General features: G+C 42.2%; 13 protein-coding genes. 8 read left to right on the forward strand and 5 right to left on the reverse strand.

Translation table 11 applies throughout. The features are described from left to right. Positions 1 to 76: 76 nt before the first annotated feature. The 6 genes from GS399_RS04670 to GS399_RS04695 all read left to right on the forward strand — a co-directional run bounded on the left by GS399_RS04670 (position 77) and on the right by GS399_RS04695 (position 5,208). Positions 77 to 733, forward strand: a complete 657-nt coding sequence (locus tag GS399_RS04670) for a sterol desaturase family protein (protein ID WP_160843437.1) — start codon at positions 77 to 79, stop codon at positions 731 to 733. 100 nt (positions 734 to 833) lie between these two features. Continuing rightward, positions 834 to 2,576, forward strand: coding sequence for a GMC family oxidoreductase (locus GS399_RS04675; RefSeq protein ID WP_160843438.1), 1,743 nt, complete (start codon positions 834 to 836; stop codon positions 2,574 to 2,576). An 18-nt stretch (positions 2,577 to 2,594) separates the two neighbouring features. After that, the gene (locus GS399_RS04680; protein ID WP_160843439.1) at positions 2,595 to 3,218 is read left to right on the forward strand and encodes a gluconate 2-dehydrogenase subunit 3 family protein; all 624 of its coding nucleotides are present in this window, start codon (positions 2,595 to 2,597) and stop codon (positions 3,216 to 3,218) included. Between the two features lie 6 nt (positions 3,219 to 3,224). After that, complete coding sequence (locus GS399_RS04685) at positions 3,225 to 4,139, forward strand: DUF72 domain-containing protein (RefSeq protein ID WP_160843440.1); 915 nt, start codon at positions 3,225 to 3,227, stop codon at positions 4,137 to 4,139. Positions 4,140 to 4,240: 101 nt separating this feature from the next. After that, positions 4,241 to 4,876, forward strand: coding sequence for a peroxiredoxin (locus GS399_RS04690; RefSeq protein WP_160843441.1), 636 nt, complete (start codon positions 4,241 to 4,243; stop codon positions 4,874 to 4,876). Positions 4,877 to 5,010: 134 nt separating this feature from the next. Continuing rightward, on the forward strand, positions 5,011 to 5,208 hold the full coding sequence (locus GS399_RS04695) for a cold-shock protein (RefSeq protein ID WP_160843442.1): 198 nt from the start codon (positions 5,011 to 5,013) through the stop codon (positions 5,206 to 5,208). A 51-nt stretch (positions 5,209 to 5,259) separates the two neighbouring features. Here GS399_RS04695 and GS399_RS04700 read toward each other — a convergent pair whose 3' ends face one another. From GS399_RS04700 to GS399_RS04715, 4 genes are read right to left on the reverse strand one after another with little or no spacing between them, the layout of a single operon-like run. Continuing rightward, entirely contained in the window at positions 5,260 to 6,432 is a 1,173-nt protein-coding gene (locus GS399_RS04700; protein ID WP_160843443.1) for a THUMP-like domain-containing protein, read from the reverse strand. Between the two features lie 3 nt (positions 6,433 to 6,435). Then, entirely contained in the window at positions 6,436 to 7,689 is a 1,254-nt protein-coding gene (locus GS399_RS04705; protein WP_202409376.1) for an aspartate kinase, read from the reverse strand. Continuing rightward, on the reverse strand, positions 7,686 to 8,159 hold the full coding sequence (locus tag GS399_RS04710) for a GNAT family N-acetyltransferase (protein ID WP_160843444.1): 474 nt from the start codon (positions 8,157 to 8,159) through the stop codon (positions 7,686 to 7,688). The genes GS399_RS04705 and GS399_RS04710 overlap by 4 nt, the downstream gene beginning before the upstream one ends. Before the next feature lie 12 nt (positions 8,160 to 8,171). After that, on the reverse strand, positions 8,172 to 8,867 hold the full coding sequence (locus GS399_RS04715) for a YggS family pyridoxal phosphate-dependent enzyme (protein ID WP_160843445.1): 696 nt from the start codon (positions 8,865 to 8,867) through the stop codon (positions 8,172 to 8,174). Between the two features lie 43 nt (positions 8,868 to 8,910). On the opposite strand from GS399_RS04715, the gene GS399_RS04720 reads away from it, so the two are divergent. Both GS399_RS04720 and GS399_RS04725 read left to right on the forward strand, forming a co-directional pair. Then, positions 8,911 to 9,294: a DUF4296 domain-containing protein gene (locus GS399_RS04720; protein WP_160843446.1), complete on the forward strand. Its 384-nt coding sequence runs from the start codon at positions 8,911 to 8,913 to the stop codon at positions 9,292 to 9,294. Positions 9,295 to 9,310: 16 nt separating this feature from the next. Then, entirely contained in the window at positions 9,311 to 11,674 is a 2,364-nt protein-coding gene (locus GS399_RS04725; protein WP_160843447.1) for an endonuclease MutS2, read from the forward strand. Positions 11,675 to 11,810: 136 nt separating this feature from the next. On the opposite strand, the gene GS399_RS04730 is transcribed toward GS399_RS04725, so the two are convergent. Next, entirely contained in the window at positions 11,811 to 13,040 is a 1,230-nt protein-coding gene (locus GS399_RS04730; protein ID WP_160843448.1) for a hypothetical protein, read from the reverse strand. Positions 13,041 to 13,082 lie beyond the last annotated feature (42 nt).

Genomic DNA, 13,082 nt, shown 5'->3' on the forward strand with positions numbered 1-13,082 from the left:
AAATCTATTGGCTGTAACTTAATCTCTTTAGTCCAAAACAGGTATTTTAAAGGTATCTTTATTAAAATCATTGCTAATGGAACGAGTGAAGATTAATAACAAAGGACAAGCCCGCCTATTTAAAAGCAGATTCTTAGAAAGATTAACGAAAACACGTCCCTGGATCATCTACGCGATCTATATTCCTCTCTGCAGTTATTTACTTTTTAAAAGTTATGTGTCATACCATTTTTCGGCGTCATTTATTGCGGCGCTTTTCCTGGTTGCCATGTTAAGCTGGACCCTTGTCGAGTATCTGATACATCGCTTTCTCTTTCATTTTGAAGCAAAAAGCGTATTGGGTAAACGACTTGTTTATTTATTTCATGAAAACCACCATGAATTTCCAAGGGACAAAACCAGGCTGTTTATGCCGCCGGTTCCAAGTTTGGTAATTGCCGCGATTGCGTTAAGTATTTTTTCCGCCATTTCTTACCTGACTTCAGAAACTATGGCCTATGCCTTTATTTTCTTCCCCGGTTTTGTAACAGGCTACCTGATATACGTGAGCATGCACTACGCAATACATGCGTACGCTCCGCCAAAATTTTTAAAGCTGTTATGGCGAAATCATCATTTACATCATTATAAATGTCCCGACAAGGCATTTGGTGTAAGTTCCAACTTATGGGACAGAATTTTTGGTACATTGCCAGTAGGTGATGAGCCCGATTTTAAAAAGGATATGTTCTAGAAAAACGTTACCTGACTGCAAAATTTTCGTTAATATTTCTCGTCGCTCGATTTAAATTGCTATAATTAGCTTTACTAATTAATTATAGATCAATTTACCAATGAGCGATTTTCAGATAAAAAAATCATCGGAAGAATATGACGTTATCATTGTCGGATCGGGCGCTGGCGGAGGTATGGCTGGCTATGTCCTGGCAAATGCAGGCGTAAAAGTTCTCATGCTTGAAGCAGGCCCCTTTTTTGATCCGGCGAAAGATTCACTACAATTAAAGTGGGGCTGGGAATCACCGAGGCGCGGAGCATCAACAACCCGTCCCTTCGGAGATTTTGACGCAGCCTACGGTGGATGGGACATAGAAGGTGAACCCTATACTACAAAAGATAAAACGGAGTTTGAATGGTTCCGGTCAAGGATGCTTGGCGGCCGTACAAATCACTGGGGTCGTATCTCGCTTCGTATGGGGCCTCTTGATTTTAAAAGTAACCAGCTCGATGGTTTAACCGACGACTGGCCGATTACTTATGAAGATGTTAAACCTTACTACGATAAAGTTGACCGTTTAATTGGGGTGTATGGCTCAGTTGAAAATTTGCCAAATGAGCCAGACGGTATTTTTATGGCGCCGCCCAAGCCTCGTCTCAACGAGTTATTTATAAAGAAGGCTGCAACTAAAGCTGGAGTAAAGGTTATTCCCGGCCGCGGATCGGTTTTAACGGAAGCTTTACCTGGTAATAAGGATAGGAGTCCATGTTTCTATTGCGGCCAGTGCGGACGTAGCTGCAAAATTTATGGAGATTTTTCTTCTTCGTCGTGTTTGGTTATTCCCGCGATTAAAACCGGTAATCTTAAGGTAATTGATAACGCGATGGTTCGCGAGGTTCTTACTGGAAGTAATGGACTTGCGACCGGCGTGTCTTATGTAAGTAAGAGGGATATGCAGGAATACCAGGTTCGTGCAAAAACTGTTATTCTTGGAGCCAGCGCCTGCGAATCAGCACGTCTTCTTCTTAATTCTAAGTCAACAAATCATCCTGATGGGCTGGCTAACAGCAGTGGTGTGGTTGGCAAATATCTTCACGATTCAACCGGATCATCAGCAAGCGGGTTTTTACCGCAGTTGCTTGATAGAAAACGGTATAATGAAGATGGCGTAGGAAGTGTGCATATCTATTCACCCTGGTGGCTTGACAATAAAAATCTTGATTTCCCGAGAGGTTATCACATTGAATATGGAGGCGGTTTAGGCATGCCTTTATACGGTTTCGGCTGGGATGTGCCCACGCTTAACGGAATGGTACCTGGCCGCGATGGCAAAACTAAGGAAGCGGGTGGTTATGGAGCATCGTTAAAAGATGATTACCGTCGCTTTTATGGTACACAGGTTTATATGGCTGGTCGTGGAACCGCAATTGCCCGCGAAGATAATTACTGTGAGATTGATCCGAACGTAGTTGACAAATACGGTATTCCGGTTTTACGCTTTCATTATAAATGGGCCGATGCAGAAATTAAGCAAGCTAAGCATATGCAGGAAACGTTCCAGTCTATTTTGCATGAAATGGGTGCTATCGTCACATCTGGTGTTAAAGGCGCAGATACGAATTATGGACTGGAAGCACCGGGAAAAATCATTCACGAGGTCGGTACCGTAAGAATGGGAGATGATCCCAAAAAATCGGCGCTGAATAAATGGTGCCAGGCGCATGACTGCAAAAATCTTTTCGTAGTTGACGCCGCTCCATTTGTGCAGCAGGGTGATAAAAACGCCACCTGGACAATCTTGGCCTTATCTATGCGAACAGCTGAATATATCCTCGGCCAACGAAAAAGACAAAATGTGTAACGTTTTAAAAAATTTAAAATGAACAGACGCGAATCGCTAAAAGCTCTTGGTATAGCAACCATTTCAACCGGTGTTTTGGTTGAATCATGTAAAACGGATAAAAAACCGCAAACAGATAAAACTACGGGAACCGCTGATGAAGCCGGGCGGCAGGACTATGAAGTGGAGCGGGATAAAAAACTTAAAGCAGAACGGTTTTTTAACGATCACGAAATGGCTACAATTACCGTTCTTTGTGATATCATTATTCCCAAAGATGCGAAGTCGGGAAGTGCTTCCGACGCTGGAGTTCCCGATTTTATCGAGTTTATCAGCAAAGATATTCTTGAACATCAGTTACCACTTCGTGGCGGCTTAAAATGGCTTGATCTTCAGGCGTTGAACAGGTTTGAAAAACCTTTCAAAGATTGTGCGGAAAAACAACAGCTTACAATTGTAGATGAGATCGCCTATCCTAACAAGGCAAAACCTGAAATGCAACAGGGCGTCGCCTTTTTCAGTCGCATGAGATCATTAACGGCTTCTGGCTTTTTTTCAAGTAAAATGGGCGTGGAAGACATCGGTTATGTTGGCAATGCGCCGAACAAATGGGAAGGTGTTCCTGCTGATGTTATCGCCCAGTATGGTTTACAAAATGTTTAATGAATTATGGACTTCGGACGTATCCCGGTTGAAGAACTAGCTCAGACTGACTTGTCACTTCCTCCCGACAGCGCTTTAACCAATAAAGTTCTTTCGGGTAGTAAGGTAACTAAACCCCAATTGTATGTTGGCTGCGCAAAATGGGGCAGGAAGGAATGGGTCGGTATGATCTATCCCCCTAAAACAAAGGAAGCAAAGTTCCTGGATGAGTACGTAAAACACTTCAACAGCATTGAGTTGAACGCTGTTTTTTATGGTATGCCCAAGCCTGAGCAGATACGCACCTGGAAGAACAAGGCGGAAGCAGAAGGAAGGGATTTTAAGTTCTGCCCTAAGTTTACGCAAAGTATCAGCCATATCCGGAGATTAAAAAATGCTGAAGCGGAAACGGAAAAATATCTCGAGAGCATCAGCGAGTTCGCTCAATATCTCGGCCCATGTTTTCTGCAGCTAAGTGACAACTTCGGGCCCAAAAACTTTGATACACTGCGCGATTATTTGGAAGGCTTACCTAATGACTTTCAAGTATTTACGGAAGTGAGGCATAAGGACTGGTTCAGCGATCAAACCGCCAGAACCGAACTTTTTTCAATGTTACATGATCTTAAAAGAGGAAGCGTAATCACCGACGCCGCAGGCAGAAGAGATTGTGTTCATATGGAAATGCCTGCTAACGAAGCGTTTATTCGCTTTGTTGGCAATGGCTTGCACCCAACAGATTATGAACGGATAGATGAATGGGTTGACCGGATAAAAAAATGGATCGACTCGGGACTGCAATCGCTCTTTTTCTTTCTGCATCAGCATGACGAAAAAGACACACCGGTATTAGCCGATTATACCATCAGGAAACTCAATCAGTCTTTAGGTTCAGCAATCCCAACTCCAGAATTTTTTAACAATTCTTCAACCTTATTTTAACTCTGCATCGCGTTTCTATTGTGACCGGGAGATTATAATAAAATTTTATGTTGTGAAATAAAATCTACTAACTTAGTAGAGAAATAAAATAATTTACAACTATGAGCTTACGATTAGGCGATATTGCACCAAATTTTAAAGCGCTCACGTCTGAGGGAGAAATTGATTTCTACGATTATGCCGGCGATAGCTGGGTAGTTCTTTTTTCCCATCCGGCCGACTATACACCGGTTTGTACAACAGAATTAGGGCGAACAGCATCGTTAAAAGATGAATTTGAAAAAAGAAATGTCAAAGTTCTTGCCCTGAGCGTAGATCCGATTGACAAACATCATGGATGGATCAAGGATATTAATGAAACTCAAAACGTTGAAGTTAATTTCCCGATAATTGCAGACGAAGACCGTAAAATCGCCGAGGCATACGATATGATCCATCCGAATGCTTCGCTTACAGCTACGGTAAGATCGTTGTTTATCATCGCGCCCGACAAGACAATTAAATTGACCATTACTTATCCTGCATCTACAGGACGCAATTTCCAGGAAATACTTCGCGTGATTGATTCACTTCAACTTACAGCGAATTACAGTGTTGCGACACCCGCAGATTGGAAAGAAGGAGAGGACGTCGTGGTTGTTCCGGCGATAAAAACGGAAGATATACCGGCTAAATTCCCGAAAGGATTCAGAGAAGTTAAACCATATCTTCGTTTAACTCCTCAGCCAAATAAATAATATCGTTTTCTTTTACAAGAAAAAATATATATTTGAAAATAGTTTAAAAGACTGTTTATAGTTAATTCTGAATTAAAACCATTTTTTCAGTTACACTCTAACAGGTTATTTAGGTACTTAATATTATAATTTTTATGAAAACTGGAAAAGTAAAATGGTTTAATTCTCAAAAAGGTTTTGGATTCATTATTGGTGAAGACGGCAAAGATATTTTTGTTCACTTCAAAGATATTCAAGGCGGTGTAAACGGCGTACGCGATAATGATTCTGTTGAGTTTGAAATCGAAGAAGGCCGCAAAGGACCTCAGGCTGTTAACGTAAGAAAAGTTTAATCTTCTCTACTTAACCGCAACAAAAAGCCTGTGTTTATTACACGGGCTTTTTTATTTTATACGGCTTGCTCTTATAATTACATGCCTTGATTGCGCGGTAGTAAAGTAGAGGTATTCCGAGCCGCCATCGGTTATACGGAATTTTTTCTTTAATTCATCGACACTCGCCGGGAAGTTTCTTGCAATGACGTTTGCCCTTGTAACAGACTTTGTGAAATTTTTATAATCAATCACTTCCTCAACTTTGAAGATTCGTCCAATAAATGTTTCATCCAGTTTGTTCGAGGTGTAAATATGAGTGTGCTGATCCAGCTTTTGAAGCTGATAATGTATAGCAATAGATTTGAAAGCACCTGCTTTTAACAACGCTACATCCGGATCGTATAAATAATCGCCAGGTTTAGTATAACCGCTTAGAATAGCTGCCTTTTCCTTCGAGATATGAAAACTAAAAGAATTGGGTGTATCTGCCAAAGCAACAGCAATAATTTCTGCTTCTTTATTGAATGTTTTGTCAATAATCCAAAGCAGCTCTTTGCAATCGTTTTTGATGCTGATAACATAAACTTGTGAAACATGCCTAAGCTCTTTGAGTCCGGCTTGGATGTCAAGTAAAGGAGATGTTTTTATGATAATTTTCTCCGACTTATCTAAAAGCAAGTCAAAATTTGATGGCACATCCGGCTCACAGTCAGCCAGCTTAAAAACTTTTTGTGATTTAACGCGCCGGGACGGATCGATATAAACAACATCAAAACGTCCATTAATTTGCGAAAAACGCTCGAGACTGTTAGCTGAATTAATAAATTCAAGGTTATCGGCTTTAAGTGCTACAGCATTATGTTTGGCAATAGCGGAAAGCTCTTCGTTTCGTTCGCAATGAATTACCTTTTCAAATTTTTTCGAGAAATAATAATCATCAACGCCGAAGCCGCCGGTTAAATCTATCATCGTTTTGCCGGTTACAAGACTTGCTTTAAAGAGAGCTGTTTGCTCGGACGACGCCTGTTCAAGGCCAAGTTTTGGCGGATAATAGATTTCTGGTGTGTTGAACCAAAGGGGAAGTTTTCGTTCGCAGCGTTTTCGGCTGTCGATCTGTTCAGCAAGCTCCCGGGATGTAACATCGGGGAAGGGGCTCTTGGCAAGTGCAATCAGGGATGGGTTTTCGTCCTGCTTTTCGCGGATGAAGTCCTGAACTTCTTTATTTAAAATTGCCCCGTTCAAGTGTTATTTAACTACGAGCTGCGCTGTAATACGACTTAACTGTTCGAGCATAATTGTTTTCCCTGCACTCAATTCGTCGATCAGATCCTGTTTAAAGTGCCTGATAGTGATAAGTTGTACATCTTCATTATAACGAAAGAGGTAATTGATGCTGAGCCGCTCCTTGAGTTTTTCAAAAGCATGCTCCACCAAATCAAAACATGCCGAAAAAGAAATTGCGGAATTTTGCATCGCGTTGATCTTAATCTTACAACCGGCGAAGCTGTCGAAGATGTCGCTCAAATGAGTTTCGGTTATAAACGAATGATCCCTGGTTGAAATTGATATTAATACCTGGCGTTTTTTTATAATAATCGCGGGAACATTGACACTGCTTGTGCCAGGGGATATAACCGTTCCAGGTTGATCCGGGTAGTCATAGGGCTTTACGTGTAAGGGAATTCCTGCGTTTTGTAAAGGCTTTATCGTTTTAGGGTGAATAATGTTCGCTCCATAATAAGTCATCTCCAAAGCTTCGCGATAGCTTAGCGAATCAAATTTTACAGCCTGCGGAAATAGCTTGGGATCAGCATTGAAAATACCCGGCACATCTTTCCAGACGGTCAGCGATTCAGCGCCGATGCATGACGAGATGATCGCGGCTGAATAATCAGAGCCCTCGCGCCCCAAGGTGGTTGTAAAGTTTTCGGAAGTGCTGCCAATAAACCCCTGCGTAATTCCTATGGCTTGCCCAATCAGTCCGGGCAATTGTTTTTTTATTTCAAGAGATGTTTTATTCCAGTCTACCTGAGCCTCACGATATGAATTATCTGTATAAATTAAACTTCTCGCATCGATCCATTTGTTTTTTACACCGCATTTCGTTAACCAGGCTGAGATAATCTTTGTCGACAGCAACTCACCAACTGATACAATCTGGTCGTAAACGAAGTCGTAGTTTTCATGCGGTTCATCTTCCAGCATCCAGTCTATTTCAACAAATGTATTTTCCACGTCGTCGAAAACCGGATCATTATTATCAAACAATTCATGCAAAATTGAATAATGCGTTTGCCTGATTTCGTTAAGAATTGAACCTGTTTCCAAACCCTTCATATAATTTGAAGTAAGTTTTTCAAGCAGGTTTGTTGTGTTTCCGATAGCGGATACAACCACCAACAAATTCATAGGATTACGTTGGGAAATAATCTGGCATACGTTTTTTATGCCGGCTGAATTCTGAACTGACGCTCCGCCAAATTTATATACTTGTATCATCCAATGAATTCGTTTAACTGATCTTTACTTAGTGAGGCGTTCAGCCAGCCGCTATCTATCGCCGACCGGTATTTTTTATAGAAGTTCAGTGCAGGTTCGTTCCAATCTAAAACCTGCCAAACCATGCCGCTAAAGCCCTGTTCCCTGGCCTCTGAAATTATCTTCTCGAACAGAAGCTTACCTAAGCCCATACCGCGCATTTGCTCGGTGACATAAAAATCTTCAAGGTATAACCTGCAGCCTTTCCAGGTTGAAAAGCGTGTATAATACAAGGCAAAGCCCTCAACATGGTCGTTTACTTCTGCAACAAAAGCCGTCCACACTGGGGTTTCACCAAATCCGGCATCTTCAAATTCCGGTAAAGTAACGGTAACTTCTTCAGGAGCCCGTTCATATAACGCCAGCTCTTTAACAAGCTCAAGTATTCTTGAGCAGTCGTTCTTAGCCGCTTTTCGGATAATTATGTTCATATAAGGATCAGGCTAGTTCTTATTTATTTTAAAATGCGGGATAACGCGTTTACCGAAAACGGTGCTTCCGATACGCACCATCGTGCTTCCCTGTTCAATGGCAATTTTATAGTCGGTAGACATCCCCATAGAGATTTCCTTAAATGATTTCTCCTTTCGGAAAAAGCTCTGTTTAATTCCCTTGAAAAATGTCGCCAGCTCGTAGAATTCTTCTCTGATTTGTTTCGGATTGTCCGTGTTGGTTGCAATACCCATTACGCCAGTGACCCGAACGTTTTTAAGCTCAGCAAATTCCGGCGATCGCAACATATCAATGACCTCGTCAAATCCTAAACCAAATTTTGTGTCTTCGTCTGCTATGTAAACCTGCAATAAGCAATCAATTACCCGGTTATTCTTAAGTGCTTGTTTATTTATTTCCTGTAAGAGTTTCAGGCTGTCAACCGATTGGATAAGCGTAATAAATGGCGCGATATATTTAACCTTGTTGGATTGCAGATGTCCGATGAGATGCCATTTTATATCTTTTGGAAGTGCTTCGTATTTGTCAACAAGCTCCTGCACGTGGTTTTCACCAAACACTCGTTGACCAGTTTCGTAGGCCTCCATTATTTCTTCGTTTGATTTTGTTTTTGATACCGCGACAAGTTCAACCTGTATGCGGTCGAGTTCGTCATGTAATTCGGATAAGTTGGCTGCTATGCTCATTATGTGTATTTTTACAGGCCTGAAAACGAGGCTAAATTACTAAATGAAGCGCTTATTAACTGTGTTACTATTGTTGATTTTTGTTGCAGGCTGTAAATCAGACGATTTACCCAATGGTATATTAAGTAAAGATCAGATGACTGATGTTTTACGAGATATGCACTTGGTCGATGGTTACTTATCCACGCTTCCATCAGACAGTGTCAGGAAAGTTGGCCGGCAATTCTACCAGCAGGTTTTCGCAACTTACCACATTGATTCGGCTAGATGGGTTGTCAATCTGAAATATTATACGGTAAAAAAGCCTTTGGTGCTTAACGACATTTACAAAAAAGTTAAGGCTGACCTGGATAGTTTGCAATCAAAGGAGTCGAAAGCTGAACTTAAGAAAAACAAAAAGAAAATACCCGTTATTAAACCCAAATAGATTCGGAAGAACGAGAATGATTTACCCTACCAATGCAGCTGATAAACTGGGTTTCACAGAAATTAAAGAACTATTACAAACATACTGCCTGAGTGATATGGGCGCCGGACTTGTTCAGAAAATACAGCCTATGAACAAATTCGACCAGATTTATAAATATCTCCGCCAGGCACACGAATTTAAGGAGATATTAAAAAACGATTCACCGCTGCCAATCCGCGACCTCTACAATATTAAGGTACTTGCCGAAAAGGCGCGGGTAGAAGGTGCATTCTTGAATGAAGAAGAATTTTTTCACATTCTTCTGTCATTAAACACAGTTTTTGCTGTCATCAATTATTTCAACGAACGCGGAGGACTTTATCCAAACCTCGAGGCGCTTTTTGAGCATCTTCCTGTAGAGAAAGGAATTGTAAAGCATATAGAAAATGTTATCGATCAAAAAGGGAAGATCAAACCGAATGCGTCGCGCGAACTGCAGGATCTCACATTTTCAATAGCGAAAGCCGAAAGTGAATCAAGAAAAAAGATCGATCAGATTTTTAAAAATGCCCGCGATAATAACTGGACGGCCGATGGTAATCTTACGATCAGAGACGGACGTTTGTGCATACCGCTGCTTGCTGAAAATAAGCGCAAAATAAAAGGATTTATACATGACGAGTCGGCCTCCGGGCAAACGGTTTATATGGAACCGGAAGATGTGTTTGCCTTAAATAACCAGGTGCGCGACCTGGAGTTTGAGAAACGCCGTGAAATAATCAGGATACTTACCGTACTGACTGATTTGCTTCGCCCGTTTGTGCCGCTGCTGGTATCCTATCATGGTTTGCTGACTAAGTTTGACTTTGTTCGTGCAAAAGCGCTACTGGCGATAGACCTGGAGGCAGAAATGCCCGAACTTAAAAAAGAAGCAACTATCAATCTTGTTAACGCAAAACATCCGCTGCTGCTGCTGAATTTTAAAAAAGAGAATCAAACAGTCGTTCCCTTAAATGTTAAAATTGATGAGACTGACCGGGTAATCGTAGTGTCAGGACCCAACGCGGGCGGAAAGTCCGTTTGTATGAAAACGGTTGGACTGCTGCAACTAATGGTTCAGGCAGGCTTGCTCATTCCGGCTGATTCGCATTCGAGTGTCGGTATCTTCCGACAGGTATTCGCAGATATCGGTGATGATCAATCGATAGAAAGCGACTTAAGTACCTACAGCGCGCATTTGTCAAAAATGAAATATTTCGTTGAACATTCAGATGCGAAAACACTGGTGTTGATTGATGAGTTCGGAACAGGAACCGACCCGCAATTTGGCGGCCCCATTGCTGAGGCTGTCCTCGAATCGCTGAACAGAAAGAAAATAAGAGGAGTGATAACTACTCACTATTCCAACTTGAAGGTTTTTGCCAACGCCAACGAAGGCCTGGAAAATGCATCGATGCTTTTTAATAATGTTGAAATGAAGCCGATGTATATTTTGGAGATGGGTAAACCCGGAAGCTCTTATGCTTTCGAAATTGCACAAAAAATCGGGCTGCCACAGCAGGTTCTTCAGGCTGCCAAAAATAAAATTGGTGTCCAGCAAAAGAAAGTCGACACGTTGCTGGTTGATCTTGAGCGCGATAAAAAGGCACTTCTTGAATCAAAAATAGAGGTTGACAAAAAAGAACGCCGTTATAAGTCGTTACTCGAAGAGAACGAAAAATTGAAAGCTTACCTGGAAGAGAATAAGAAAACGATTTTAAAAGATGCGAAGCTGCAGGCGCAAAATATTATCAGGGATGCCAACAAGCTCATCGAAAATACGATCGCGGAAATAAAAAATACAAAAGCCGACAAAGAAAAAACGCAGGAATTACGAAATAACCTTCAGCACGAACTTAAAAAAAATGAGGTAAAAGAAGTTTCCAGGCAGAAAGCTGTAGAATCAGAGCTTCATCAGGGTGATTGGGTTAAAGTGCTTGAATCGGGCGCCGTAGGTATCGTTATGGATATAACTAAGGATAATGTGATTTTGGCCATTGGTGAGCTTCGCTCAGTTGTTAAACGAAAAAGAGTCCAAAAGATCGAGTCAAGAGAGGTTCCCAAGGAAATCAGGAAATCATCTTATTCATCGCAGATATCTGATTCGATTGCCCAGTTTAAACCGGAGCTGGATGTCCGGGGGATGCGGGGAGAAGAAGCTCTTTATGAAATTGAAAAATACCTGGATAAGTCGTTAATGATGGGCTTCCCGAGTATGAAGGTGATTCATGGGAAAGGTGACGGAATTTTAAGGAAGCTTATTCGTGACTATCTAAAAAAATATCCTCAGGTAACACGATTAGAGGATGAACATCTCGATCGCGGAGGCGACGGTATTACGTATGTGTATCTGGACTAGTTTTGTTAAGTAATTCATAGATGATAATTTGAAACGAAAGGTATAAATGATTTGGCGATCGTAGAACACAGAAGACGGTGAATTTCGCGTGTGTTTGTTTTTATACATTTTGCAGATAGTCTTTATAACCAGTTATTCACCTCTCCGGATAACCACTTACGTCAACCAGCCGAAACCCTTGGCGCAACAGTTCATTAAAAGTTTGCTGGTACTTCGTACTGTCAAGCCGGTGGCGTGCCTGCCATGGGATATCCAGGGGTTTATCCCAGATGGCAGCATAAAAATCCACATCTCCGACCTTATAGCCGCAGACCTGGCGCAGGCCGAATCCATCGGCCAGCATTTGATCGAAAGTTTGCTGGTATTGGTCGGCTGTCAGCCGGTGGCGGGCCTGCCATTCGGCTCCCGGTATCTGCTCCCATATTCCTGCATAGAAATCCTGCCCGCCGACTGCATAACCTGAGATGTGAATGAGCCTGAAACCTTGGTTAAGCAATTCATCGAATACCTTCTGGTATTGGTCAGCTGTTAATGCGTGTCTTGCCTGCCAGGGATTACTGTCAACCTGTTCCCAGATCGCCGCATAGTGATCTGAGTTATTAAGCTGGTAGCCGCTTACTTTAACCAGCTTGTAGCCTTCACTGATTAGCTGGTCAAATGCTTGTTGGTATTCAGCAGCGCTTAATCCGTGCCGGGCTTCGAAAGGGGGGCCTTCGCGCTGTTCCCAGATTGCTGCATACCGGTCGATGCCGTTAATATCATAGCCCGAAACATGAACTAACCGGAAACCTGTATTCAGCATCTGAATGAAGATTTGCTGATATTGCGTCGAAGTCATCCCATGGCGGGCTTGCCAGGGAGCACCTTCTTTCAGCTGCCAGATACCGGTATAAAGGCCGCCATCGGGTGGCGAAGATAATCCGCCGGCCTGGGTACATGCGATTTCCCCATTATCCGGGTTGATGGAACATTTTCCTGAAAGCAGTACGAAGGTCACTTCGGCATCGTTTTCCATTCTCTTGTTTCCAAAAAAACCAACTGAAAAACCGTTGCCCTCGGTGTCGCCTGCAGGCTCGACAGAACAGCTGTACGAGTTAGAGCCGACAAAGGGGTTATCCCAATGCATGACTACTTTCATCTGCGGTGTATGCGTACCGAATTCAGCAGCGGGTATTATAAATGAGACGGTTCCTTCAGTCCCGGTCAGAAAACCGTTTGATTCTGACTCCCATTCATCGGAAAATCCAACCAGATCACCAGGTCGGATAGACCAAACCCCATGATCGAGATCTTGCTGCACGAGTTCGAGTGCTACATTTGTGCGCGTCCGGTTTTGAAAAAAAACATGGGTTGATCTTGCTGCCATTGCAATCTGATTTTGAATGTACTGAGAATACTGAGCGAAAAA

Source organism: Hufsiella arboris (genome assembly GCF_009834875.1).
GTDB classification, from domain to species: Bacteria; Bacteroidota; Bacteroidia; order Sphingobacteriales; family Sphingobacteriaceae; genus Hufsiella_A; species Hufsiella_A arboris.